This window comes from Neorhizobium sp. AL 9.2.2, from assembly GCF_013317225.1.
Lineage (GTDB): Bacteria > Pseudomonadota > Alphaproteobacteria > Rhizobiales > Rhizobiaceae > Neorhizobium > Neorhizobium soli.
In genome coordinates, this window is sequence record NZ_JAALXU010000009.1 from 374,954 (window position 1) to 400,744 (window position 25,791).

Annotated in this window: 18 protein-coding genes; 6 read left to right on the forward strand and 12 right to left on the reverse strand. The window is 59.3% G+C overall.

Annotation, left to right across the window (positions count from 1 at the left end):
• Window positions 1-35 precede the first annotated feature (35 nt).
• Window positions 36-1,160, reverse strand: coding sequence for an ABC transporter ATP-binding protein (locus G6K99_RS19430; protein WP_082476353.1), 1,125 nt, complete (start codon window positions 1,158-1,160; stop codon window positions 36-38).
• Between the two features lie 223 nt (window positions 1,161-1,383).
• Window positions 1,384-1,764: a hypothetical protein gene (locus G6K99_RS19435; RefSeq protein WP_174197535.1), complete on the reverse strand. Its 381-nt coding sequence runs from the start codon at window positions 1,762-1,764 to the stop codon at window positions 1,384-1,386.
• 727 nt (window positions 1,765-2,491) lie between these two features.
• Here G6K99_RS19435 and G6K99_RS19440 point away from each other — a divergent pair.
• Both G6K99_RS19440 and G6K99_RS23445 read left to right on the forward strand, forming a co-directional pair.
• Window positions 2,492-4,567 (forward strand): methyl-accepting chemotaxis protein, encoded by a 2,076-nt coding sequence (locus G6K99_RS19440; protein WP_174197536.1) that lies wholly within the window; start codon window positions 2,492-2,494, stop codon window positions 4,565-4,567.
• Between the two features lie 132 nt (window positions 4,568-4,699).
• A complete protein-coding gene (locus G6K99_RS23445) occupies window positions 4,700-4,828 on the forward strand; it encodes a hypothetical protein (protein ID WP_256413845.1) in 129 nt (42 codons plus the stop codon).
• Between the two features lie 200 nt (window positions 4,829-5,028).
• Here the strand turns inward: G6K99_RS23445 and G6K99_RS19445 are convergent, their stop codons facing one another.
• The 8 genes from G6K99_RS19445 to G6K99_RS19480 all read right to left on the reverse strand — a co-directional run bounded on the left by G6K99_RS19445 (window position 5,029) and on the right by G6K99_RS19480 (window position 18,674).
• Window positions 5,029-6,741, reverse strand: coding sequence for a hypothetical protein (locus tag G6K99_RS19445; protein WP_174197537.1), 1,713 nt, complete (start codon window positions 6,739-6,741; stop codon window positions 5,029-5,031).
• 6 nt (window positions 6,742-6,747) lie between these two features.
• Window positions 6,748-7,947, reverse strand: coding sequence for an HlyD family efflux transporter periplasmic adaptor subunit (locus G6K99_RS19450; RefSeq protein ID WP_062577794.1), 1,200 nt, complete (start codon window positions 7,945-7,947; stop codon window positions 6,748-6,750).
• A gap of 4 nt (window positions 7,948-7,951) precedes the next feature.
• Window positions 7,952-10,159 (reverse strand): type I secretion system permease/ATPase, encoded by a 2,208-nt coding sequence (locus G6K99_RS19455; RefSeq protein ID WP_244631538.1) that lies wholly within the window; start codon window positions 10,157-10,159, stop codon window positions 7,952-7,954.
• Window positions 10,160-10,243: 84 nt separating this feature from the next.
• Entirely contained in the window at window positions 10,244-13,228 is a 2,985-nt protein-coding gene (locus tag G6K99_RS19460) for a BapA/Bap/LapF family large adhesin (protein WP_174197538.1), read from the reverse strand.
• Window positions 13,229-13,541: 313 nt separating this feature from the next.
• Complete coding sequence (locus G6K99_RS19465) at window positions 13,542-15,155, reverse strand: TolC family protein (protein WP_174197539.1); 1,614 nt, start codon at window positions 15,153-15,155, stop codon at window positions 13,542-13,544.
• 347 nt (window positions 15,156-15,502) lie between these two features.
• Window positions 15,503-15,940, reverse strand: coding sequence for a YeeE/YedE family protein (locus G6K99_RS19470; protein WP_174197540.1), 438 nt, complete (start codon window positions 15,938-15,940; stop codon window positions 15,503-15,505).
• Window positions 15,940-16,368, reverse strand: a complete 429-nt coding sequence (locus G6K99_RS19475) for a YeeE/YedE family protein (protein WP_062577803.1) — start codon at window positions 16,366-16,368, stop codon at window positions 15,940-15,942. Before G6K99_RS19475 ends, G6K99_RS19470 begins: the two co-directional genes overlap by 1 nt.
• A 287-nt stretch (window positions 16,369-16,655) precedes the next feature.
• Window positions 16,656-18,674, reverse strand: a complete 2,019-nt coding sequence (locus G6K99_RS19480; protein ID WP_244631539.1) for an EAL domain-containing protein — start codon at window positions 18,672-18,674, stop codon at window positions 16,656-16,658.
• 1,200 nt (window positions 18,675-19,874) lie between these two features.
• Here G6K99_RS19480 and G6K99_RS19485 point away from each other — a divergent pair.
• Window positions 19,875-20,813 (forward strand): 3-hydroxyacyl-CoA dehydrogenase, encoded by a 939-nt coding sequence (locus G6K99_RS19485; RefSeq protein WP_174197542.1) that lies wholly within the window; start codon window positions 19,875-19,877, stop codon window positions 20,811-20,813.
• On the opposite strand, the gene G6K99_RS19490 is transcribed toward G6K99_RS19485, so the two are convergent.
• Together G6K99_RS19490 and hisD are read right to left on the reverse strand one after the other, a co-directional pair.
• Window positions 20,810-21,562 carry an SDR family NAD(P)-dependent oxidoreductase gene (locus G6K99_RS19490; protein WP_174197543.1) on the reverse strand — a complete coding sequence of 251 codons (753 nt, stop codon included), beginning with the start codon at window positions 21,560-21,562 and terminating at the stop codon, window positions 20,810-20,812. The two genes, G6K99_RS19485 and G6K99_RS19490, sit on opposite strands and share 4 nt — an antisense overlap.
• On the reverse strand, window positions 21,559-22,869 hold the full coding sequence (gene hisD, locus G6K99_RS19495; protein WP_174197544.1) for a histidinol dehydrogenase: 1,311 nt from the start codon (window positions 22,867-22,869) through the stop codon (window positions 21,559-21,561). The genes G6K99_RS19490 and hisD overlap by 4 nt, the downstream gene beginning before the upstream one ends.
• An 80-nt stretch (window positions 22,870-22,949) precedes the next feature.
• Between hisD and G6K99_RS19500 the strand changes: the two genes are divergently transcribed.
• The 3 genes from G6K99_RS19500 to G6K99_RS19510 all read left to right on the forward strand — a co-directional run bounded on the left by G6K99_RS19500 (window position 22,950) and on the right by G6K99_RS19510 (window position 25,790).
• Window positions 22,950-23,942, forward strand: coding sequence for a substrate-binding domain-containing protein (locus G6K99_RS19500; RefSeq protein WP_244631540.1), 993 nt, complete (start codon window positions 22,950-22,952; stop codon window positions 23,940-23,942).
• A gap of 169 nt (window positions 23,943-24,111) precedes the next feature.
• Window positions 24,112-25,101, forward strand: coding sequence for a TRAP transporter substrate-binding protein (locus tag G6K99_RS19505; protein WP_174197545.1), 990 nt, complete (start codon window positions 24,112-24,114; stop codon window positions 25,099-25,101).
• A 158-nt stretch (window positions 25,102-25,259) separates the two neighbouring features.
• Entirely contained in the window at window positions 25,260-25,790 is a 531-nt protein-coding gene (locus G6K99_RS19510; protein WP_174197546.1) for a TRAP transporter small permease, read from the forward strand.
• Window position 25,791 lies beyond the last annotated feature (1 nt).

Here is a 25,791-nt window from a genome sequence, read left to right on the forward strand (position 1 = left end):
GGAGACGGCCACCGGTTCGGCAGGTGCTGTTTCGCCTAGCTCACAGAGATGACGGCAGAACGACAGGTTGACGATCGACCAGTGACACGGCCGGCCCAGGTTTGGCCTGTTCCGCCGTCGCCGATCACCCAGCCGCCCGTAAGGACGAGTTCGATCGATGTGCCGGGCGCTAACCGCTCCTCGAGCGGCAGGCTGACGACGTCACCGTCAATCTCAGTCGGCAGACAGTGGCTGAGAAAGACGCCGTTCTGAAAGACCTGCCCCAGAAGCTCGACCTTCAAGTGGCCGCCCTCAGGCACGCGCTTGAAATCGGAGGCATGACAGCACAGCCAGCCATAGCCTGTCGGGGCCTCGCCCGGCATGTCGAGGAGCTGCTGGCCGAGCATGACCTTCGTTCGACCCGCTCCGGACTCAACCACTTGCACCGGCAGCGTCCGTCCCCGACCGATGAAACGGGCAACCATGCTCGAAGACGGCTGGCGGTAAAGCTCTTCCGGCGTACCGAGCTGCTGTAGCCGGCCCCGGTCCAGGACGGCGACATGCGTCGCAACCGCCATCGCCTCGTCCTGATCATGGGTGACGAATACGAATGTGGCGCCGGTCAGACTATGGATACGGCGGAATTCCGCGAGCATGGCCTCACGCAAGTGAGAATCGAGATTGGCAAGCGGTTCATCGAGCAGGATGAGTTGCGGTCTGGTTGCGAGCGAGCGAGCAAGCGCTACCCTTTGCCGCTGTCCACCCGACAGTTCGTGCGGTCGGCGGCCATCCAGCCCCCGAAGCCCGACGACGTCCAGAACCTCATCGATGCGTTGGTTTCGCTCCTGAACCGTGAGCCCGGCGACTTTCAAGCCGAACTCGATATTTTTTCGTACGGTCATCGTCGGCCAGAGCGCATACGACTGAAAGACCATGCCAACGCGACGCTTTTCCGGTGGGACAAAGACGGCATCACCGGCGACTAACTGATCGTCGAAACGGATCTCTCCTTGATCGGGATGCTCAAGCCCGGCGATCAGGCGCAGAAGAGTGGTCTTGCCGCAGCCTGAAGGTCCAAGCAAGGCGAGAAACGCTCCGTCGGGTATCGCGAGCGAGACGCTATCCAGCGCTGTGAACTGGTCGAAGTGCTTCGATATCGCGTTGAGGCATAGATACGGCACGTAATCGCCCTCCGATCGTCAAGATCAGATTCCACGAATATGTGACGTGTGGATGACGGTCAGGTGCGAGGCATAGCCAGTTCCGACTGGGTAGGGCAGTAGAACGAGGTCGATATTCTCGCTATCGAATTCGTACTGAAGGCCATCAATCCCTTGGAAATTGCTGTGACGGACGTGCCCGATGGACGCTGAGTGCGTCGGATTGAGCGGTGCCTATCTGCACTCAATGGATGCCTTTAGACGGTTCCGGTAATGTCGCGTCCTCTCGAATGGCCGGAATAATCGAGACCGTGCTTTCGAGCCTGTTTCTCAGTTCCTGTGAAACAAGTGGAGCCGGACTGTTTTCGTCATCTGTCTCCTGAGTTTCTTCATCGACCCCCAGCGAGGACAGGCGATAGTCGATAGCAAGCGCGTAGATTGCTTCCAGCAGACCCCTCTCCTTGATGTCCGGGTCGGACAACGCAAACAGGGAGGCTTTGACAATGCGTTTGCTCGATGTCTTCGGGCATTCGTCTACGACATGAGCATAGAGTTCTTTGCCGGTTAGACCGTCGGCTGCGCCACTGACGAGCGCCTCGTAGACCTTGTTCAGTTTCTTGCCCATGAGGACGATTCCTTTTTCGGATGAAAGCAGTTCCGATGACGACGGTGTGCGAATGTCGTTCAGGGCAAATTGATCCTGACGACTGCCCGGCCTGGTGTCAAACTGGATCGGACAGACCTCGTGTCAGGATCGCACTCAATGCAGCCATCAGGACTCTTAAGCCCATCAGGTAACGCCCACGCAGGATTACGCAGACGACTGCTTGGCCAAGGCCATCTTATTCCTCAAGCCGCGTCACAAAACTGAAATAGACCAGGGATAGCTGGAGACCGCATTGTCGCTTTGGCGCGTGTTGCGTTGATCGAAAGTGTTACCTGGAGACCCGGTCGTTGAGAACCCATCTCGAAGTTGTGCATGCTCTATCGGATCTATTGCGACGATTGCGGCTGAGGCCGCCGTCGCAGCTTCGGTTTCGCGCGATCGCAAACACGCCGACGACAGTGAAGTTTTCCAGGCACGAGCTACTCAACGCTCTCTATGCCCTTGAATACGAAGGTGTTATCGCACTCCACAATGATCACAGCTTCAGTGTGCTGAAGCCCTCTTCCGCAATCTAGCCGAGGGGGCAAGTGAGCTGCGCCGCACCGGCACGCACGCGGCGATGTCACAGTAAATTCACACTCCGTAGACATTTGCTTAAGAGCCGAAGGGCATTGATGCCGCTGTTTTCTTGCCTTTGAGGTCTAAGCCTTTGCTCTTCGCCAATCTTCGAATCTCGCAGCGCGTCATGCTCCTGGCGGCGATGGCGCTCGTCGGTATCATCACGATCTGCGCCATCTTTATCGGTCAGCGCCACGTCGAGCACGGATATCGTGCCGCTGCAGATGCGCTTGCCGAGAGCAAAGCCGACGTTGCAAGCCTGTCGGCCAGCGTGAGCGCCAGCTACATGTTCCAGCAGGCATTCCTGCTCGAAAAAGAGATGGCCAGCACGGACAAGTTCAAGGCAGCCGTTTCCGAAGGTCGTGGCGTGCTGGCGAGCCTTCGTCGTTCCGCCACTCCTGAACTCGCAGCCCAACTCGACCAACTGAGCATTGGCCTGACTGCCTACGAAGCAGCGTTTGATACGCTTGTGAAGAACAATCAGGACCTTGGTCTCGATCAGGACAATGGCTTGCAGGGCGCCATGCGCTCGGCGGTTCATTCGATCGAGGGACGTCTGGACTCCGTCGACGATACCGCTATTCGCGCCAGCATGTTGATGCTGCGGCGTCATGAGAAAGACTTCATACTGCGTGGCGATGCCTCATATCTGCAAAAACACACAGAGGAGGCTGAGACATTCGCGACGCTTGTGAAAAACGCCTTCCGCCCAGGCGCGCAGCGCAGCCGGGTGCTCGATGGCCTGGAAATTTACCGATCGGCATTTCGCTTTTACGCCGAAGCCAGCATTGGGGAAGCAGAGACCCGCAAGGATGTTGCAGCTGCCTACCTTGCGTTAGAGCCGCAGGTGCAGGCTGTCAGCACAGCTTACGAAACGGAGCGCGAGACTATCCTCGTGGAAAATGAAAGAGTCGCGTCTCGCAACCTTACCGTCGTCGCCGGCCTGGTTCTGCTGGCGATCGTCGGGCTTGGTGGCGGCGTCTGGATTATCGGCCGGTCCATTACGCGGCCAGTCGCGGCGATGACCAGTGCCATGGGTAAACTCGCCGAGGGACAGACGGATCTTGCGATCCCGTCGTTTGGATCTCGCAGCGAATTCGGTGCCATGGCCGGCGCGCTGCACACGTTTCGGGAGGCGGCGATCGCCAACCGTCGTTTGGAAGAAGAAGCAGCGACCGTACGGGCCAACGCGGAAGGTGAACGCGTCCGCCTGCAACGGGAAGCAGAGACCGAGGCAAGGGCACGATTGAGCCATGCAACCGGAGGTCTCGCCGAAGGGCTGCGGCGTTTGGCAAGCGGCGATCTCGCTTTCGAACTGACCGAGCCATTTGCGCCGGACTTCGAAAATCTACGCCGCGATCTCAATGCAACAGTCGCCCAGTTGGCCGATGTCATGAGCTCGATCGCCCATGCAAGCATTTCCATCGAGGGGGGAAGCCGCGAGATCGCCTCGAGCGCTGACGATCTGTCCCGCCGTACCGAGCAGAAGGCCGCATCGCTCGAAGAGACCGCGGCAGCGCTCGAACAGATCACTGCCAATGTCGGCAACGCGTCGCGCCGATCGCAAGACGCCCATCGTATTGCCAGCGAAACCAATGCCGCGAGTGAAAGCACAGCTGTGCTCGTTTCAAATGCGTTGAAAGCCATGGCACGCATCGAGATCTCGTCGACCAAAATCGGCGGAATCATCGGCGTGATCGACGAGATCGCCTTCCAGACCAATCTTCTGGCTCTCAACGCCGGGGTCGAGGCGGCAAGAGCGGGGGAGGCAGGACGAGGATTTGCGGTGGTTGCCCAGGAGGTCCGCGCTCTGGCAGGACGGTCGGCGGAAGCCGCACGAGAAATTAAGCAACTGATCCAGACGTCTGACCGCGAGGTTCTAGACGGCGTTCGCTGCGTCCGTGAGACCGGCGAAGGACTGACCGAAATCACCGGCCGCGTGGAAGCGATCACCACGCAAGTCGAAGCGATTGCCCTTTCGGCTCGCGAACAATCCGTCGGCCTCAACGAGATCAACACGGCCGTCAACATGCTCGATCACGGAACACAGCAAAATGCCGCGATGGTCGAGGAAAACAATGCGGCAAGCGCACTGCTCATGAACGAGGCGCAACGCCTACGCGGTCTCGTCGGCATGTTCCAACTCGCGGTGGAAACGTCTTCGCGTGACACTCACGCGCGTGGGGTAGACCGCGCTGCGTGATTGAAACGAGGTTCGCGGAAACTAGTAAAACATCCGCCGAAACGGCAAGATCGCTGCTCCCATGGCGGCTGCGTCGCTCGGTATCTCCGACACAATGAGCTTCGGTACGCACCATCACCCCCGATGCGTGCCGTGACGGCGGCTGACGATATCGTCATCGATGCCGACATCACAGCCGAGCGCGAATTGGGCCAGCGAATTGCCGCCATCGTCCCCGGCCGGAAAACTATCGCCAGCATCATCCGCGTTATCCGCTTCTAAGTGATCTTCTCGCTGCGCGCCCCGGTCAGGGTGCATGACATGTATCAGCAGACGGTACCCACACCCGCCGTTCGGCCAACACCGACACCAATCGACAAGGAGCATGGTTTCGTTCCGCTGCATATGTTCGAACCGGAGATGCGTTTGCAACTCGCGCTAGGACATCGTCGTCATTCTCCCGAATCCCTTGCTGAGCCCTACTATGACCCGGCTCCTTCTTGCCGAGAGACCAGCGATTTGAACGCCTCTTTCTCGTTCAGATACGCGCGATAGGCGATCAGCCCGGACAGATAGTGTTCCACATCGTCGATCCTTACGCGAAACGCGTGGTGGCGGATGTAGAACGAACCCATGATCCGCCTTGGGTTGCGCATGAACATCGCCACCTCCGGGTAGAAATGACCGTTCAGCAGGTAATGAGCGCGTTTCTCGAGCGCTACCTCGAACGCTGCAAGGTCGATCTCGCCGAGGAGCGGAACCAGATCCGGGTGGTCAGCAATCCGCGACAGCGCCTGCCGGGTTGCCATCATCAGTTCCAGCAGTGTCGGAAAGGTGGTTATGCGATTGGCGACAAAATCGAGATAGGTGCTGACATTTTCGACGCAGAAGCGGAAATAGCGTTCCTCCGGCCGAAACAGCGTCAGTTCGTTGGCGCAATAACCCAGCCAGTGGTCGTGATATTGAGTGTAGTTCCGGCGCAGGAAATGCTCGAAAGCTTTTTCAACAGCGCTGATCCAGCGGATATCGCGGGTGAGCGCATAAAGGCGCATCAGCGCGAAGGCGGCCTCGCCGTCGTAATAGACAGTGCGGAACTCGGCCTTGGTGGAAAGGTCCGGGTAAAGCAGGACGTGGCGGAATTCACCGGTCTTTGCGTCCTGCATATGAACGATGCCGGTGGCGAGCTTATCCATCAGCGGCAGATATCGATCATCGCTCATGACACTTGTATATTTCGCGAGCGCCAGGAGGAAGACGGCATTGCCGCCGAGCTTTATCTCCGAACCGACGTCGATCAGAAAGGCGGCCTCGGCCCCATCAGGCAGTCTTGCGATCCGGGTAAGATGACCGGTCAGCTGCCCGAGCGAGCGCTCTATTGCCGCTCTCGTCTTGCTATCCCTCGTTACCTCGTAAGCTTCGATCATTGCATAGGTCGTGCTTGCATGGCGCAGGACATTGTAGGTGCGGATCTCGCGGTCGAAGCACGGGTGATAGCCGTAGACGAACGCGCCGTCCGGCTTGACCTGAGACGCAAGATAGCTGGATGAGGAGTCGATCAGGCGATCGAGCATGGCACGATCAAGCGGCTGACCTTCACGCTGACCGCTTCCCGCACCTTCGCCGCAAAGACGGTAGTGTCGGCCTTCCTCATCGAGAAAAAAACCGCTCGTTGTAAACGCCCAGAGCGCTCTCGCCTCGGCAAAATCCGTTTCGAACGCTTTTCCAAATCGTGTCTTCGCATAGAGCGCGAAGTTTCGTTTGTTTAGAACGCAGTGCTCGACCTTGTTGCCACCATAAAGCATGGCGTTGGCGTTCAGTTCGTTGTCCAGGAACGCGGTTTCGAATTGATCGTCCAGCGACAGTCCGAGCCGGAAGTAGTTTCTCTTGGTGCGACCAAGCTGTTTGTGGAGGGTCTTGACCGTGATCTTCTCGATCCGCACCGGCCAGTCGATCCGCAACAGACGGCCATCGAGCCTCTGGCTGTCCAGGAGGTCGCGGGCGGCAATTAGAGCCTTTTGCCAGGCTGCGTCAAAGCTGTCGGCGCCGACCGTTGCAACGGACGCTCGTCTGTCTCCGTCGCTGATCGAGACAAACAGCACATAAGCCGGATGCGGTGCGTCGAGTGGTTGGATGACCTGCCGAACAGGGTCTCGAAGGCGATCCATCCGCGCAAGGCCGAAAGTTTCTGCGGGCATGGTCACCTATCGCTCGCGCAGCGCCTCGCGCGCCTTGTTGAAGGGTTTGATCAAGTAGTCCAACACACTCTTGCTGCCCGTGTTGACATCGACGGTTGCCACCATGCCCGGAACGATCGGCAGGCGCGTCCCTTGCGCGGTCACCAGCGCATCTGTGGTGGTCTGTACGAACACACGGTAATAGAACGTGTTGGGATCGACCTCGTCGCGCATGGTATCGGGGGAAATCGCAGTTACCCGTCCCTCCAGCCCGCCATAGACGGCGTAGTCATAGGCGCTGATCTTGACGCTGGCGCGCTGATCGGGGTGAATGAAGGCGATATCGCGTGGCGATATACGCGCTTCTATCAGCAACTCGTCGTCCAGCGGGATGATATCCATCAGCTTGCCGTTTGGCGGCACGACGCCACCGATCGTCGACACCTCGATATTCTTGACGATGCCCCGAACCGGTGAGCGATGCGTCAGGCGCTGCAGGCTGTCGGACCGTCCCTTGATGGTCGAGGACAGCGATGTGATGTCGGAATTTGCCTTGGCGAGTTCCTCGCGGGCGCTGAGGTTCTGCTTGGCGGCGATATCGACCTTCTTCATTTCAAGATCGACCAATTCCCGCTTCAGCCGGATGATCTCGACATTGCTGGCGGCGCCGATCTTGGCAAGCGACTCGCTCATTTCCAGCTCGCGTTTGGCCAGCACGATCGCTTGTTCCATCCATTCCAGAGACTGTTCAAGGCTTGTCGTCCGCGCCTCGAATTGCTGGGTTTCCGAACGGATGAGATCCGGATAGGCATTCAGCTCGGTCGGAAAGGTCAAAGCTGTCCGGTTGATCTCGGCCGTCAGGCGTGCGGCGGCCGCAAGCGAGGCACGGTATTTGGCCGATGATTCACCGACATCCGATTCGGTGATCGTCGGATCCAGCTGCGCCAGAAGCTGACCGGTTTCTACAATCTGGTTTTCGCGAACAAAGAGCTCCGAAACGATGCCCCCCTCAAGCGACTGGATGACCTGTTCGCGCCTGATCGGAACGACACGACCCGCGCCGGTGGAGACCTCTTCAAGCATGGCGAAATAAGCCCAAACCGTCGCGATTGTCAGGAGGATCATGGCCAAAAGAATGACGGTCTTTGCCTTTGACAGCTGGACATCGTCCTCGTCACCGAAAGCCCACCCGTAGTCCGAAGCCTTGTCGCTCGAGATCTCTGCCATGTCTTCAAATCCCGCCAGACGTGTTGTGAACAGGAACCAGTTTGGGTGGCACTGTTTTTTCTGGGGCGAGCGGCTTTATGCCCTTCAGCGTCGTCATCGCATCTGCCTTTGCCTCGTCGAGCACCAGCTGACCCTTGTCGAACACCATCACCCTGTCGACCAGTTCCAGAACCCGCATGCGATGGGTTGCGATGACAACCGTCTTGTCGCGCGACCAGGTCTGGAAGCGCGCTATGAACAACCGCTCCGTCGCCTCGTCCATGGCGGCTGTCGGCTCATCGAGCAGGACGACATTGGGATCGCGCACCAGCAGGCGGGCGAGGAGGAGCGCCTGCAGCTGCCCGCCGGACAGCCCGTTGCCGCCCTCCTGCAACGGGTAGTCCAGTCCCTTCGGCAGAGCGCGGATAAATTCGTCGGCACCGACGATCGAGAGCGCGTCGAGGATTGCGGACTGGGAGGCGTTGGAGGCACCGAGCGTAACGTTCTCCCTCAGGGTCCCGTGGAACAGGCGGGAATTCTGGGTCAGCAGCCCCACGTCACGGCGCAGATCCGACGGATCGATATGCCTCAGCGCAATATTGTCGAGCATGACTTCGCCGGAACTCGGTTCGATCATCCCGGATAGCGCCTGCAGAAAAGTTGATTTCCCTGCACCGTTCTTGCCCAGTACGGCAATCTTGTCGCCGGCGGCGATCTTGAGGCTTCTCAGCACCAGAGCGGGTTTACTGGCAGGCTCCGCGTGGTGGAACGCGGTCGATCGAAATTCGTAGGTTCCGGCAATGGCGGAGATGGATATGCGTGTCTCGGCGACCGGATGGTCGACGGGCATCTGCATGATCGCGTCAAGGCTCTTCAGCCCGATTTTTGCCTGCTGGACACGGCTGAGAACCTGGGTGAGCTGCGCCATCGGCGCCATCATCCTGGAACCGAGAATGGAGCAGGCAACAAGCGCACCCGTTGTCATGTCCCCAGCCATGACGATCGGTGCGCCGAAGAATACGATGAACGCGTAAACGCTCGTCTGAACGCTGTGGCTCCAGCCGGTCAGAGACGACGTCAGAACGCGCATCTTCAGTTGGGCATCGGCATTGACCGCGTTGTAGTTATTCCACTTCTGCTGGAAGCGCTCCTCCGCCTGCAGCATCTTGATGTCTTCGATGCCCTGAATGCTCTCTACCAGGATCGCGTTGCGGAGTGATGCCTCGCGCATTGCAGCGCTGGCGCTCTGGTGCAGTCTTCGTTGTGATAGAATTCCGGGCAGGACAAGCAGCACGAGTGCGACCGCCGGAATGACGACCAGCATCCCGCCCACGAACCAGAAGATGACCAGAAACAGGAAGAAGAACGGCAGGTCCGCGACCGCGGCAACGGTGGTCGAGGTGAACACCTCGCGGACCTGCTCAAGATCCCGCAACTGAGCAATGAATGTTCCGGTCGATCTTGGGCGGACGCTGTTTTTCACACGCAGCGCGTGGCCGAAGATCAGGTCGGACAGTCGCAGATCACAGCGCTTGCCGAGGATATCGATGATCGAACCTCTAATCTTGCGAACGACAAAGTCGAACAGCACGGCGAGCATGACGCCTGCAAACAGCACATAAAGGGTGCTCATGGAGTTGGCGGGGACAACGCGGTCATAGACCTGCATCGAAAAGATGACGCCGGCGAGTGACAGCGCGTTGGCGATCAGTGATGCCACCAGAACATAGCCATAGGGGCGCAGGTCACCGAGCGCGAACCGTCTGAACCAGCTTTCGTCATGCGGGGCGATATAGGTGTCTACCCTCGAGTCAGGTGTGGAGCGTGCCGGCCTGGGAATGGCCGCAAGCGTTGCCTCGGCACACAGCACATCGATCGCTAGCGTCGTTTTCAGACCGTTGTCGCCGGCAAAGACGACGGCGCCATTGCGTTGCGCATCGATGGCGACAACCGTTGCAACCGACCCGTCCTTGAGCTGCACGATGACGGGAAGCCTCCAGCTGGTCATCATGTCCAGACTGGGTTGAGCCAGCTTCACACGAAGCCCGAATTTTTGCGCGAGCCGCTGGACGTATTTCGCCTGGTCTTCCAGCGAATAAGCCGCCGCAGCCTTGCGGGCCGCTTCGATCGAGAAGCCCAGTCCGTAAATCCGGGCAACCTGCTCAAACATTTCGATCCAGCCGTCCGCCTGGTTCTGCTGCACGACGTCGAACTGAGGTGTTGCTTGGGTCAATGCCGTGCCTTTCAAGCGTCTGCAAACGACGGGCGAGCGGGTGTCGTGCCGCTGCCGCAGAACCGGCAGCAGCACGACTGAGGGCTAGATCACTGAGGTACCGGCATGGTGCAGAGCGTCGTCGTCGAGCAGGCTGCCCACAGTTCCCCCCAGCAAGCCGCCATGCAGCACACTGTCTGCGGCCGAACCGTCCAGCAGGTCCACGGTCGTGTCCTCCAAGACCGTGGGGACGAGGTTGCCGGCAAACTCGGGCAGGTCGGCAACACCGTCGGCTCCGGCGAGCCCGCCGATATCAAGGTCACCGTCCACGACAAGGCCCTGGTCTCCGCTCAGAAGTTCGTGGAGGCCAACGTCGATCGGCAGTGCGCTGACGCTCCCGAGATCGATGAACTCACCGAGATCGGTGCTCACACCATCCAGCGAGATGACGTCTGTCAGATCGCCGAAACGGCCGTGGCTTCCGGTATCGAGATCCAGGAGGTCGACGTCTGCGAACGCGGACGTCAGCATGCTCGGCTGCAAAGCTTCAGAGCCTGTATCGGCCGCCATCATCATCGACGTTCCGGCGACGGGCTCGGCCTGGTCGATGAGGATCGTCAACTCTGCTTCAACGACCTCTCCATTGGGATGAACGAGACGGTAGGTGAAGCTGTCGGTCATTCCATCAAGGCCGAGTGTGTCGTTCGGCTCATAGGAATAGCTGCCATCGGCAGAGACTTTGAGCGTGCCGTGATCACCCACGATGACGGTACCTGCGGCGGCCGGATCGACAAACACTGTCCCATTGGACACCTGGAAGTTGGTGAAGTTGGAGCCGAGCGTATCACCGTCCAGAACGTTGCCGACTGCCGCGACTACGCCATCGGAAATGACCGTTCCGAGGTCACTCGTCGACGTGGCGAGCTGCACGTCGATGTTGCCACCGATGTTCACGCCATCCTGCGATACCGTAACGCGGTAGTTGCCCGCGTCCAGGTCCTGCAGTTCCAGGCCTGTGGAGCCGCCAAGCAAACCGGCAAGCTCGGCCAGATTGGCACCTGTGCTGGTTTCGACGACCGTCCAACTGAGGTCAGCCTGCTGCATTTCGACGGCGATCGTCGTTGTCCCGAGGAGACCCAGAAGCTGGTCTGTGTCCGCGCCGATCTGAACCGTTGCCACGGATCCGGCGGCCACCGTGAACGTTCCCGTTTCACTTCCCCCAAACAGTCCCAACGAGACATCGAGGAAGTCGGCGTTCACGGCCTCCGTCACGGGGTGAGTGGTCACGACGGTCGCCGCCCCAGCGTCGTCCGTGGCGACAATTCCAAGGCTCGCATCCGCCGTTGGATCAATCGTCGAGAAGGTGAGGTTTTGTCCCTCGCTGTCGATCTGGACATGCAGTTCCGCAGTCGAAGTCGCCTGGGTTTGCGGATCGAAGATCGTGTATTCGAAGGAGTCTACCCGTCCGATGCCGGCTGCATCGGGGTTCGGGGTGTAGGTGTAGCTGCCATCCTGGCCGATGACCAGTGTACCGTGATCTCCCTGGATGGTCGCGCCTGCAGCGGTCACCGGTGTGGCATTGATGCTCTGAATGATGGTGCCGGGATTGACCGCGTCGATTTCGCCGCCGACACCTGCGTCGGTAATGACGTTGCCGCTGGCCGCAACTACGGCGATGGCGCCGATACTGGTTGTGTCGGTATCCGTCCCGGTGATCGTCAGCTCGCTTCCGAGGCCCGCACCCAGCAAGCCGTCATAGGCGATAAAGGCGCGGTACTGGCCCGGTCCAAGATCCTCCAGGCTCACTGTCGGTGCACCATCCAGCAACTGCAGGTCCAGCAGTGTGGCATTGCCGGTGCCGGTGCCTGTGACGTTGGTCCACTGGACACCGTCAAATCGTTGGATGACCACCTGATAATCGGACAGAACGCCGAGACTGAGGCCCTCGTCGAGTTCAAAACGTGCATCGAGCGTATGGCCCTCCTCGACGTTGAAATCGATCGTTTCGACGTTCGGAAGCACCTGGAGATCCAAGCCACCAAGGCTGACGGCAACGCCGTAAGTCTGGGTACCTATATCAACGTTGGTCACCACGGGGGAAAGGTTGATCGACGAGACGGCGGTATTGTCGTAGGCGGTTGTGTCTGCATCCGCGTCAGCATCTGCATCTGCATCTGCATCTGCATCCGCATCCGCGTCTGCATCTGCATCCGCATCGGCGTCGGCATCCGCATCCGCGTCGGCATCTGCGTCAGCATCAGCGTCTGCATCCGCGTCTGCATCGGCATCCGCATCCGCGTCGGCATCCGCGTCTGCATCGGCATCCGCATCCGCGTCGGCATCTGCGTCAGCATCAGCATCTGCATCCGCGTCGGCATCTGCGTCAGCATCTGCATCCGCGTCGGCATCTGCATCCGCATCGGCATCTGCGTCAGCATCGGCATCTGCGTCAGCATCGGCGTCCGCGTCTGCGTCAGCATCCGCGTCCGCATCCGCATCCGCGTCGGCATCCGCATCGGCATCCGCATCCGCATCCGCGTCGGCGTCTGCATCTGCATCCGCATCCGCGTCGGCATCCGCATCCGCATCGGCGTCAGCATCGGCGTCGGCGTCGGCGTCGGCATCCGCGTCTGCATCTGCGTCCGAGTCATCGTTGTCGTCGCCACCGCCGCCGCCTCCGGAAGCGAGAGCTATTCCTCCAGCTCCAAGCGCGCCGAGTGCAGCAAGGCCGAGAATGGATGCATCGCCCCCACCTTCAGCGCCACCCACCAACTGGTCGCCGCCGGCTGACTCGGTGAATGAGAAATCGGCTTCTCCGACGGTGTGGTTGCCATCCCAGACGACCCCGTTCTCATCCACCAGGACCAGCTTGCTTGATGCTTCACCGGGGCCGCTGGCGTAGAAATCGGCAACTCGGATCGCCTCACCGTTCTGCAGGCGGATGACGAGATCGTCGCCCTGACGGATGGTCGCAGCAATGTCTTTCGGGCCGACCTCAAGCTGAATAACGCTTGGTTCACGGACAGAGATGTTGCCCGATGCGACGGTAATGCTTTCACCACTTGCGATATTCGTTACAACGGCAACCATGGATACATCCTCTTAAGGCCGTGAGCGTCACAGCGAAACTGAACGGACCTGGCGGATGGGCAGCGAGATGCGATGACACGGACCGTCAAAGGTCTGCGCCGGGCAAAATGTTGAATACCGAACTGGCTGGTCCGGCAGTGTCTCGATTGCTGTCAATCCTACCAAGAAACTCTGGGATAAGACTTGCTCAATTTTAGAACGTTATCAATTAGCGATAACTAATTCTCGCATCGGACGGTTGATGCAGTGTTAATGCCGGTCAGCGTATTTGCGTTTATGAAAGGCGGACAGAACCGAATTTGACCCCTGCGGGCTAGAGAGCGCCGCGCAAAGCAAGCTCTTCGAACCGGTTTCGCTTGTCCTTAACGTCCGCGCCGATACTGGAGGCTTGAAGCGAAACGGCAAGCGCCTCGCTTAGCTCGGTCTCAACGTCTGCTCCGCGTTCGGCATTCTCTGCGGCAGCTGGTCCTGCCTCTATCGGCAGTGCTTGTCGCGCAGGCATCGCGACCGCCATTTCGATTGGCGTCTCCGACCTGGATGCGCCGCCGTTCACGACGGTCGCGGCCGTGCCCGGCTTCTTTTCGAGCTTGAAGATGTCCCGCAAGCGCCCCGCTGCGGAGGCACACTCGATATTCAGCTTATGGACATCGAACTGGATGTTGATTGCGTCGAAACGTGCGGCATGTAGCTCCTGATCGGCATTCAAGACATCGAGGAGAGTCCGCGTTCCCAGGTCGAGGAACTGCCTCTGATAAAGATCTCGGGTTTCGCGCATCAGCGTCTGTCGCGAGGCGAGTGTCGTGAGCAAAGCGCGCATTCCAGACAGCTGCGTGCGCGATTCCATCCAGCTCCGCTGCGCGCCTGTCCTGGCATTGGCGATGCCGGCCTCAGCGGACTGAACCGCGAACTGGCCAGCTTCGCTCCGGGCCTTATAGGAGCCGCCATTGTAAAGCTTGCCGGTCAGTTTCAGACCGATCGTATAGTCCGGGCTGCCTGGTGAATTTCCGAGCAGATCCATGCTGCTACCGCCTTCGAGCGCCAGGGTGGGCAGGACATCGGCCTTGCTGAACCGCAGATTGGCCTCGGCGGCCGTCTTCTTCGATGCCGCTGCCCGAACGCTCGGCACCGTATCCCAATCGGGCTCTTTGGCAGAGCAGGCATTGGGGAGGTCTGAGGGAATACTCGCTCCGAGATTGATCTTCCCGGACATACCCAACAGCGACGCCATGCTGCCCTGCCAGCGCTCCGACTGAGACCTGATCTCCAGTGCCGTGGTCTGGGCCATCTGCACCCGCGCTTCGGCCTGAAGCTTGTCCGATCTCGTGCTGGCTCCCTGTTCCGTTCGCGCGTTGACGAGCTCGAGTATTTCCTTCGTGTCGCGCACCTGATCGGACGCGACAACCGCCAGACTGCGGTTTCTCAGGGTTTCGAGGGACGCAAGCGCGGTGTCCCTGATCACGTTGTCGACCACGGCAATGAACTCGGCGCGCCGGGTTTCCTCTGTCGCCGTGGCACTGGCGACCTGACTGGAGACTTTCCCGAAGTCGTAGATCATCTGCGACGCGGTCACAGTCGCTGCCGGCTGAAAACCGTTCCCGAAAGCGCTGCGCCTGCCGACATCGATCCCGCCCCCGATCGACGGAAAATATCCCGAGCGTGCATCTCGGATCGCCGCGCCTTGCTGGTTGAGTTCGCCCGCCGCCTGCATGATCGATGGCTGATAGTCGACCGCCCGCCGGACGGCCGCCTGCATGGTCAAATTCGTGTTCCGGTCCTTCACTGCGGGCCGAGAGCTCGGGACTGATGCGGTCGCGATACTGTCGACCGATGTCGTCCGCGCCCGCGTCTGCGTCTGCGCGCAAGACGCAACGCTGAAGGCGAGCGGCACAAATATCGCCGTCCGGACAACACGGGAAAGCATGCTCATCGTATCCCCCAAGCCCGCAGGTCCAGACGGACCTGCAAAGACAAACCACCGTCGCTCGACTACTTTCCAAGCCGAAGCATTTCAAGCAATTCTAATATACGTCTGAAGATGGTTAATGACTGCTTAACTGAGATCTCGTCAGTCTCTGGAGCATGATGATTGTGTTGTCGGAGTGGGCGGGAGAAGGCCGCGCCGCGGGCCGGACGAGAGGGCGAAGCTAAACTGGCTTCTGGTAAATGCTATGCTCGACAATGCGGGAGTAAAGAACCCCTTATACTGCCTTCAATGGTTCATGGGATGGTGGTTCGAATGCCATCGAGGTTGCGGAAGTTACCCTCTCCGTCCCATCAGGACCGCGCTGCCACAGTCTGTCGGGACGACACCATGCGATGGACAAACATACCGGCAAGCATGGCCGCGACGAACAGTGCTGCTTCCCAGCGGCCTGTAACGAGAGAGGCGATTGCGGGACCCGGGCATAGACCGACGAGGCCCCAGCCGAGACCAAACAGTGCAGCGCCTGCGACAAGCGGACGGTCGATCGTGCGGCTCGTCGGCACATGGAACTGGGTTTCGAAGACCGGTTTGCGGCAACGACGCCGGATCGCATAGGCAATTGATGACGGGATCAGTGCCCCGCCCATCACGAAAGCAAGCGACGGATCCCAGTTACCGGTCACATCGAGGAACGCCAGAACACGGGCAGGATTGACCATGTCGGACACGACAAGGCCGATGCCGAACAGAATTCCGCAGGCGATGGAGACGAGAATGCGCTGGGTCATCATGCCACTCCAATCAGATGCCGGGTGATGAAGACGGTTGCTGCCGCCACGATCATGAATGTTGCCGTCGCGACGATGGACCGGGGCGATAGGCGTGCCAGTCCGCAAACACCGTGGCCGCTGGTGCAGCCGGAACCAAGCCGCGTCCCGAAGCCGACCAGGAGCCCGCCTACCACAAGAAGGGGAGGCGAGGCGGTGATCGCGAACTCTGCGTGCCGTAACAAGGTAAAGGCGGCGGCAGCTCCACCGAGTATGCCAACCAGAAAACCGACCCCGAGCGGACTGATTCCACTGCCTGTCCATCCGACAGCAGATGCGGCCAGACCGGAAATTCCGGCTATTCGACCGTTCAGCAGCAAGTAGATCGCGGCGGAAAGGCCAATCAGAAGGCCGCCGGACAGCGGCCAGATGAAGCTGAGATCAGACATGGGTCGTTTCCTTGGCGCCGACAGCGCGTTGACCGATATCTTCAGATAATGGATGCCGTTGTCTTCGGCCAGTGGGGACTGGCGCGCAGTCCCTACACGCTCAAATGACAACGCAGCAGCAGCGCGGTACTGCTAAACGCGTGATGGCCATAAGCGCGTCAGAAACGACGCCGAGCAAGTTCCGTTACGATGACGCAGCGGTGGACGCATGCGTTTAAGTCTGCGCGTGGGGTCTTCCTGCCGGGGCATGGCATCAAAATGCAAAGCCCCAGCGTAACCTGTCCCCTTCATGTTCGAGCCATCCGGGAGACGTATGCTGCAACGTCCTGGCGAGGAAGAGGTCGCGACATCAGAAAGCCCTGAAGATCGTCGCATCCAAGCCGTTCAAGTTCGGCACGCTGCTCGATTGTCTCAACGCCTTCAGCCGTTATCTTCAGCCCTTTCGCTCTGGCCATGCCAATCATCGCAACAACAACGGCTCTGCTGCCGCTTTGGTGCATTTCGCCGATAAACGACCTATCGATTTTGATGCGATCCACCTCGATATTCTGCACGCGCGAGAATGAAGAATACCCGGTTCCAAAGTCGTCTATGGCAAACCGGACGCCTGCTTTTCGCAACATGGCTATGGTTCGCTTCAGGTCGATCGTGTTATCCGCAGTTGCAGTTTCGGTCATCTCGATCTCAAGCCTCTCGGGGCTTACGTTCATGTTTGCGAGGGTCGTCAAAACCCGCAGACTGTAGCCGGGAGAACTGAGCTCAAGCGGCGAAGCGTTGATCGCAATAGAGATGCCGGGAAGATCAGCGAGAGTTCTGCATGCATTGTCCAGCACAAGGGCGCCGATGTCGTTGATCAACCCGATGTCCTCCGCCAGAGGAATGAACTGGTCGGGACTTATGTAGCCCATCGTCGGGTGCTTCCACCGAGCAAGCGCTTCGAGAGAACAAATGCTTCCGTCGGTCGCATTGAAGACTGGTTGATAAAAAGTCTCGAGCTGGGTCCTGGTCTCGACTGCAAAACGGAGATCGCTTTCCAACGCTCTGCGCCTGCGTAGCAGTTCGTCCATATGTTCACCAAACACCGCATGGGTATTCCTGCCGGCTGCTTTGGCATGATAAAGCGCGATATCAGCCTGGCGCGTCAGTTCGATGGGGTCACATGGGCCGGTTGCTAGAGCTGCTCCGACGCTTGCGCCAATGACGACATGCGTCGTTCCGATTTCGAACGGTGCCCGCAGTGACTGCACAATTTTCGATGCGAGATCTTCAGCATTCCTGGCATCATTTTCTCCCAGCAGAATGGTGAATTCGTCGCCTCCCACCCGCGCCAGAAGAGATTGCGGCAGGAGATCGCGCATCCGGTTTGCTGCCAAGCAGATCAGCTTGTCGCCAACCGGGTGACCGAACGTATCGTTGACAGCCTTGAAGCGATCAAGATCAACGAACAACACACAGTGGAGAGCCTCGGCGTGCCCGCTCGATAGTTGACGATTGAGTTGCTCGTTGAAGTAAGCGCGGTTTGCAAGCCCGGTCAGGGCATCGTGGGAGGCTTGATGTTTCAGTTCTGCGCGGCTCGCAGCCAGCCGCTCGGAGCGGCGCCAGATTGCACCTCCAGAAAAACTGGTCCCAGCGAAAAGTGCGATAAACGCGATAAAAAGGGCTGGGGCAGTGGCTTCGAATACATATTGTCCGGGTTGGAATGGGTTCCAACGGAAGTATCCGAAGACTTGCCCGTCTCGTGCGACCAAGGGTACGTACGCAACATTCCGTTCCCGAGGTCGCTTGGAGGTGAACTCCAGTTTGGCGAACTCATATTCGGTACCGATGGCCAGAGGAAGATCGCCGTCGAGAAAGCGTATGCTCACGTGCAGCATTTCCTCGCCCGGCGTCTGTTCCAGATCACCGGTGTCCGAAACGATCGGCTTTATGCTGACCATTGCAGGTCGAAATCCGACATAGCTCAGATCAGCTTCGCCAATCGAAAGCGTCCGTTCGCTGATACCCTCGGTATCTTCGGCAAGTAGACGCGCTTGAAGATTTTTAGCGAGCGGCAAGTAGGCGTTGCGGAGATCATCTGGGGTAGGGGAATATTCTGTCTCGGATGAAAACAGATATTGTACAGAGAGGTCCGGTCGAAGGACCAAGGCGCCATCATGCCCAAAATAGCTGTGCATCCATGAACCGAGGTTCGTCTCGATCCATTTCAGGTCGCCACTGGTGGCATGCCTCACGGCGTCGTCCCAGACAGTTGCGCTTTCCTGGTCATGCGCAATGCCAGCCGTCAGTTTCGCGACCGTAAGTTTCATGAGATCGCGCTGCCTTGCCGCGGCCACCTCATCGCTTGTAGCAGCCGCCCAACTCAAACTCAGTAAAAGCAGACCACAGACGACCAAAGAAACGAGAGCCGGCAGGCACCATCGTAGAAACCACTGACTCTGAAACTGTATCTTCATCCCGCAACCGTCATCTCTTATTTTACGTGATGGTAAAACAGAGGCTATTAAAGCACGGGTAAGTAAGGTGGTTACGTCTGCGTTAAACGGAGAAACAGCGGCACGACTTCCTCAGGCAACCTCCAATTAACGAGTGCGAAGAGCGGTTATGGAGTAAGCCTTGCCGCAAGGCATTCTCCGGACAAATCCGCTGGGTTAACTGGCATGCGCGAACTGCCTACCAGGCTTTGCCTGGACAACACCCATCAACCATTCACGGGCGGCCCGAAGCCGTTTGGCGGGCTTCCAATCGGAAATTACCGCCACACAAACTGCGTCCAACACAGTGGTCGCGCGCTCTTGGAACTTCTGGTCGTGTGAAATTGCGGGAGCTGGTATTCAGTCACCATTCAGGCCCGATGACTAGTTTGACCTCCAACTTAACAATGGGAGGCATGGGCTCATGCTCGCTACGCGATGCAAAAGTGTCTTCGATGACTTCTCAGTCCGCGAAGAACAGGATGGAAACCTTGTAGTCGATAAGGAGCAACTTCTGTTGGCTTTCCATCAGGGAACCATCGCCGCGAAGGCAAACCGCGATGTCGGCCACTGTCCTTTCAGCGCACTGACACAACCGTCCGAATTCCTCGCGTGGTTGGAAGGCTTTCAATGCTGTTCGGCGTCACGCTAGCGAATTCGTCGGAGCGGTCCTCCGGCATTGCATCTCTGCATGAGGTGGGCTGTCCAAGAATTACTCTGTTTACGGCGAGACAGGTCTCTGTTCGCAGTCGAGGACGCACTAGCACCGAGATTGCGGAAATCCCTTCGGAAAAGTTCGGTTCTGGAATGAAGTAAACCCCGGCGGTGACGCTGCTTCGGGATATCAGTCCGGGAGCAACCGCCTGCCTCCTCGACTGCCAAAAGACCGATACGACGACGGTGGGACGCCTTCCTTCGTGAAAGATTTTCACTGGGATGATCGGCGATTGACCCTCGGGCAGCCTTGCTGCTTGCTCACCCAGCCAGCGTGGAGGCGCTGCCTTTGACTGCAGCTCACAAGGGGAGATCCAGGACATGAATGCGATCAGGAACGTTGCCATCGTCGGCGCAGGTCTGGTGGGGCAGGGCTGGGCGATCGTCTTCGCGCGGGCCGGCATGGACGTCACCGTTTATGATGCCCGCGAAAATGCCGAGGCTGTCATCGGCGCGCAGATCGACAAGGCCGTCGGCGATCTTGCGGCCGGGGGGCTTTGCGGCGACGCGCCTTTGCTCCTGTCGCGCATCCGTTTTGCGCGGAGCCTCAGCGAGGCTGTGTCGGGCTGCGACTACGTACAGGAGTCGGCGTTCGAGCGGATCGATGTGAAGCGCGAGGTCAGTCTTGCGATCGATGCGGTGCTTCCCGCTCATGCCATCGTCGGCAGTTCCACCTCAGGATTTCCCGGGTCGGCGTTCTATGAGGAGTGTGGCAACCGGGAGCGGTTGATGGTGGTGCATCCCGTCAATCCTCCGCATCTCGTGCCGCTGGTCGAAATCGTCCCAACGCCCTGGACTGCGCCACAGGCGGCGAGCCGTGTCCGGCGCCTGATGGAGGATGTGGGGCAGTCAGCCGTGTCGCTGTCGCGCGAAACTCCCGGCTTCGTGCTGAACAGGTTGCAGGGCGCCTTGCTGGACGAAGCGTTTGCACTGTTTGCGGAAGGCTATGCTACGGCCGAAGACATCGATCGCACTGTGCGCGACGGGCTTGGGTTGCGCTGGTCGTTCATGGGACCGTTCGAGACCATCGATCTCAACGCGCCAAAGGGGCTTGCAGATTATGCCGAACGGCTCGGGCCGATGTATGCCGGATTTGCCGATCAGCGCAGGGCAGACCGCAGCTGGGAGCCGGATGCGGTGACACGGGCGGATGCGGAGCGTCGCGAACTGCTCGCAGAGCAGGATCTCGATGCCAGACGCTCCTGGCGCGATGAAATGCTGATGCGGATCGTCCGGGCGAAGCAGGCGGTGGCGGACTAGTGCGCCGTCCAGCCGCCGTCGATCATCAACGCCGAGCCGGTCATCAGGGACGACGCGTCGGAGGCAAGGAAAATGGCGGCGCCGACGACGTCTGCCGGCTGCCCCAGGCGACCTAGCTTGATCTTGGACAGCGTCTCGCGGCGAAACTCCTCATCCTCGAAATACGAGGCGGTCATGGGTGTCTCGATAAAGGTGGGGCAAAGGGTATTGATGCGGATGCCGGCAGGTCCAAGTTCGACCGCCAACGCCTTGGTAAAACCCTCAATCGCAAATTTTGAGCCGCAATAGAGTGTCCTGTTGGCCGCGCCGACATGGCCCATCTGCGAGGACATGTTGATGACGGTGCCCCGCCTACCATGCCTCAGCATCACGGCCGTCACGGACTGGGCTGCAAAAATTGCAGCCTTCGTGTTCAGGCCGAAGACGGCATCGTAGTCGTCTTCAGTGACCTCGGTCAGCGGCTTGGGGCGATTGGTGCCGGCATTGTTGACAAAGATATCGAACGGCGCTTGCGCCTCGACATGTCGGCGGAAGCCGGCAATGTCGGTGACATCGCACACAAGCGGCCGCGCCCTCCAGCCGCGGGTAGACATCAAAGCGCAGGCCTCCTCGATCTCCGTCCGCGAGCGCGCGCAAAGCGTTACCTCGGCACCCGCCTCGGCAAGGCCTTCGGCGACCGCGCGTCCAATGCCACGGCTGGCGCCGGTGACGAGCGCCCGCTTGCCGGCAAGATTGAAAAGGCCGCTCATTGGGCTGCTTCGCCATAGGCGACGTCGCGGTTGCCATAGCGTCTCACCCGTAAGTTCGCCTGTTCGGCATGGCCGACGAAACCCTCGAGCATGCTCAGCCTCGAGCAATAGGCGCCGACCTCAGCCGCCGCTTTGTCCGTTGTGACGCGCTGGTAGGAATGGGTCTTGAGAAACTTGCCGACCCAGAGACCGCCGGTATAACGCCCCGCCTTTTTCGTCGGCAAAGTATGGTTGGTGCCGATGACCTTGTCGCCATTGGCAACGTTGGTGCGTGGGCCGAGGAAGAGCGCACCGTAGGAATGCATGTTTTCGAGAAACCAGTCGTCCCGTTCTGTCATAACCTGCACGTGCTCGGAGGCGATGTCGTTGGCGACGTTGAGAATCTCCTCGTAGGTGTCGCAGACTATGATCTCGCCGTACTCGCGCCAGGATACGGAAGCGGTTTCGGCAGTTGGCAGGATTCCGAGAATTCGATCAATTTCAGCGATCGTCGCTTTCGCCAGCGTCTCCGAATTGGTCACGAGAACCGCCGGGGAATTGTAGCCATGTTCGGCTTGCCCCAGAAGATCTGTGGCGCACATTTCCGCGTCCACAGTCTCGTCCGCAATGACCATCGTTTCGGTCGGGCCGGCAAAGAGATCTATTCCGACGCGCCCGTAGAGCTGGCGCTTTGCTTCCGCAACAAACGCGTTGCCGGGGCCGACGAGCATGTCGACGGGGCGAATGGTCTCGGTCCCGAGCGCCATCGCGCCGATCGCCTGAATGCCGCCGAGGACATAAATTTCATGGGCCCCGCCGAGATGCATTGCAGCGACGATGGCGGGGTGGGGTTCGCCTTTTTGGGCCGGAGCCGCTGCTGCGATGCGGGGAACTCCCGCCACCGAGGCCGTGAGGACAGACATATGCGCCGACGCGACCATCGGGTACTTGCCGCCTGGAACATAGCAACCGACCGACTGGACCGGAATATTGCGGTGGCCGAGGAAGACCCCCGGCATTGTCTCGATTTCGATATCGGTCATCGACGCTCTTTGGGCTTCGGCAAATTTGCGGATCTGAGTCTGGGCAAACCTGATGTCGTCCATGTCGCGAGCCGACACCTTGTTGATTGCCGCCTCGATCTCGGACGTGGTCAGTCTAAACGAGGCCGGAGAGAAGTTGTCGAATTTCGCCGACAGGTCGCGTACTGCGGCGTCGCCTCGGGTTTCGATGTCCTTGAGCGTCGCTTCGACAAGCGTCCTGACTTTGGCGTCATCCTCGGCGCGTTCGGCGGCCGCCTTCCCCTGTTTCATATAGCGAATTGACATGTCTCACCTCCCTTTTGACATCGAGCGTAATGTGCTAGCGACGTTGAATGCAAGTTTTCATCATTGCGTGAAAAAATTTCATGGAGTCTGTTTTGAAGCCGACAGCCAAGCAGGTCGCTCATGAGGCGGGCGTTTCCATCGCCGCGGTATCACGCGCGTTTTCGCCGGGATCGTCCATCGATCCGTTGAAAAGACAGCGTATCCTTCAGGTCGCAGCGCAGTTGGGTTATAGCAGTCCGGCGCGCCGTACTGCCGAGGTGATCTCCGCCGGTACAGTGACGTTGGTGGCAGGCGATCTCGCCAACCCGTTCTATCCACTCGTTCTCGACACGCTCGCAAAAGCACTGCAGGCGGTCGGGAGACAATTGCTCGTCTATGCCATCCCGCCGCAGGCGGACATGGACCAGCTGACGCCGCAGATCCTTGCCGCTCGCCCCAGCGCACTTGTCGTGACCTCCGCAAGCCTGACGTCTGGAATGGCCAACGCCTGCCGGCAGCATGGCATCCGGGTGGTGCTGCTCAACCGGATCCAGCGCAATGTCCGCGTTAATGCGGTCGCGTGCGACAATCACGCAGGCGGTCGTGATGCGGCACTGTTTCTGCTCGGCAGGGGGCGCCGACGGATAGGCTTCATCGGCGGGATCTCCAACACGTCTACCCACCGTGACCGGGCGGAAGGCTTTTCCGAAGCATTACGCGAGAGCGGGCATTCCGTGCTTGCCGAGGGAAACGGGGAGTTCACCTACCGAGGCAGCTACGGCGCAGTGCTATCACTGCTGATAGCAAAAAACCGTCCGGATGCGCTGTTCTGCTGCAACGACATCATGGCGCTCGCCGCCATAGATGCTGCCCGCGAACTTGGACTGTCCGCGCCTGAGGATCTTTCGATCGTTGGATTTGACGACATTCCCATGGCCGGTTGGAGATCCTATCGTCTGACGACGATCCGGCAGCCGATTACCCGCATGATCTCCGAGGTCGTGGGCCTGATACAGGCCAGCAAGACCGTTCCACTCGACGAGACGACGACCAGCATCCTGCCTGGCAAATTGATCGTGCGCGGCAGTGCCTGAAGACGATCCTGCACGACCAGAGAAGAAGGATATTTCGGGCGTCGGCAGAAAAAAACTTGACGGGACGGGCAAATTTGCGAAAGTTAGTGCACACGTTTGCGCATCTGCAGCGGCGATAAGGAGGTCGCGGCTGAGTCACCGGATGCAAGCTTTGACCGGGAGGGATAAGATGAAGCTCAAGACACTTGCTGTCGTTCTGGCAGCTCTTGTGATGGGAACGGGACAGGGGTTCGCCGCCGAGCGGGCCCTTCGCGTCGCCACCAGCGTTCCGCACAATCACTACCTCACCAACGTCATCAAGGAGTTCGCAGACAACGTGTCGAAGCGGACCAACGGCGAAATTACCTTCGAATTCTATGACTCGGGTTCACTCGTCAGCGACCAGCACATGGACGAGGCGGTTGCAAACGGCACAATCGATATCGGCATCGCCTCTGCATCCATCCTTGCCGGCACCGTGCCCGCTCTCAACGTGTTCGCCGTGCCATTCTTTTTCGATACGCGCGAAAAGCTCGATCGCGCCGTGCTGCCCGGAACCCCGATCAGAACCATACTCGACAAGAGGATCAACCAGACCGGGTCGCGCGCGATGTTCTGGATCCCTTATGGCTTCATCACGATGATCACCCGCGACAAGGAAGTTCATGTCCCTGCGGATATGCGCAACCTGAAGATCAGAACGTTCGGCTCTACCGTCAGCGAATTCGTCGAGGCCGTGGGAGCCGCTCCGGTCGTCACCAGCGGTAGCGAACAGTTCCTGGCGCTTGAGCGCGGTATCGTCGATGGCGGGCTGACGGGATGGCCGTCGGTCGAGGAGCGCCGCCTTTTCGAGGTTTCGCGCTACGTCATCGCGACGGACCACATGTATGAGACGCATTTCGCCCTGATGAGCGAAAAAGCGCTCGAAAAGATGCCGACCGAACTTCGTGCGATCTTCCAGGAGGAGGCCGCGAAACTCGAGACGGTGCTCATGGATCGCATCTTCGATGCCACCAAGCATACGCGCGAGGTTCTCGCCAAGAAGATGGAGATCATCGATCTCACGCCGGATGAAATCGTCCAGTGGAAAGAGGAAACGGCACCTGTCGCAAAGTCGTTCTACGACAACGGAAACGACCTTGCGAAATCTGTTTTCGACGAAGCGCAAAAGCTTCAGTAGCGGCAATTGGCTAGCCGCGCCGCCTCGCACAGAGTCGGCACAATGTAAAAGCACGACACCAAAAACAAGGGCGGGGCGCAGTGCCACCGTCGCGGCGAAACGCGCATTCGCGCAGCGTCTGAGAGGGTCAGACGCAAACGTCTGGGAGGAACGGCACCATGCCCCCGCAAGAAAAGAAATGGGTCGGCACAATCGAGTCGACCATCATGAGGATCGGTGAATACAGTTCATGGATCTACCTCTTCATCGGCATCATCGTCGCCTATGAAGTGGCGTCGCGGTACTTCTTCAACAGTCCGACGGACTGGGTCGAGGAGACCTCACGTCTCGGCATGGTCTGGGCAACATTCCTGCTGTTTCCAGCCTGCATGGGGCGCCGGCAGTTGATCTCGATCACGCTTTTCTCCGATGCGGTCGGCGAACGCGCCAAGGTCGTTCTCGAAGGCATAAGCTTTGCGATCATCGCGCTCGCCTGTGCCGTCGTCTCCTTCGAGGCGCTTGTTGCCGCAATCGACGCGGCGAGAGTCGGCCGCGCTACGGCGAGTGTCCTGCGCATCCCCTATTGGCTCTTCTACCTGCCGGTCGCGATCGGGTTCTTTCTTTTCTTCGTCCAGGCTGCGCTGGAACTGATCCTGCTTGTTGCGACGGGGCAGCGACGCAAGCTCGAACTCGCGCACGAGGAGATCTGAT

Bases quoted from the DNA above. Each gene is read 5' to 3' on its own strand.
- G6K99_RS19435 (WP_174197535.1), bottom strand. From the start codon at position 1,764: ATGGGCAAGAAACTGAACAAGGTCTACGAGGCGCTCGTCAGTGGCGCA.
- G6K99_RS19440 (WP_174197536.1), top strand. From the start codon at position 2,492: ATGCTCCTGGCGGCGATGGCGCTCGTCGGTATCATCACGATCTGCGCC.
- G6K99_RS19445 (WP_174197537.1), bottom strand. From the start codon at position 6,741: ATGCCCGCAGAAACTTTCGGCCTTGCGCGGATGGATCGCCTTCGAGAC.
- G6K99_RS19450 (WP_062577794.1), bottom strand. From the start codon at position 7,947: ATGGCAGAGATCTCGAGCGACAAGGCTTCGGACTACGGGTGGGCTTTC.
- G6K99_RS19460 (WP_174197538.1), bottom strand. From the start codon at position 13,228: ATGGTTGCCGTTGTAACGAATATCGCAAGTGGTGAAAGCATTACCGTC.
- G6K99_RS19465 (WP_174197539.1), bottom strand. From the start codon at position 15,155: ATGAGCATGCTTTCCCGTGTTGTCCGGACGGCGATATTTGTGCCGCTC.
- G6K99_RS19470 (WP_174197540.1), bottom strand. From the start codon at position 15,940: ATGACCCAGCGCATTCTCGTCTCCATCGCCTGCGGAATTCTGTTCGGC.
- G6K99_RS19475 (WP_062577803.1), bottom strand. From the start codon at position 16,368: ATGTCTGATCTCAGCTTCATCTGGCCGCTGTCCGGCGGCCTTCTGATT.
- G6K99_RS19480 (WP_244631539.1), bottom strand. From the start codon at position 18,674: ATGAAACTTACGGTCGCGAAACTGACGGCTGGCATTGCGCATGACCAG.
- G6K99_RS19485 (WP_174197542.1), top strand. From the start codon at position 19,875: ATGAATGCGATCAGGAACGTTGCCATCGTCGGCGCAGGTCTGGTGGGG.
- G6K99_RS19490 (WP_174197543.1), bottom strand. From the start codon at position 21,562: ATGAGCGGCCTTTTCAATCTTGCCGGCAAGCGGGCGCTCGTCACCGGC.
- hisD (WP_174197544.1), bottom strand. From the start codon at position 22,869: ATGTCAATTCGCTATATGAAACAGGGGAAGGCGGCCGCCGAACGCGCC.
- G6K99_RS19500 (WP_244631540.1), top strand. From the start codon at position 22,950: ATGGAGTCTGTTTTGAAGCCGACAGCCAAGCAGGTCGCTCATGAGGCG.
- G6K99_RS19505 (WP_174197545.1), top strand. From the start codon at position 24,112: ATGAAGCTCAAGACACTTGCTGTCGTTCTGGCAGCTCTTGTGATGGGA.
- G6K99_RS19510 (WP_174197546.1), top strand. From the start codon at position 25,260: ATGCCCCCGCAAGAAAAGAAATGGGTCGGCACAATCGAGTCGACCATC.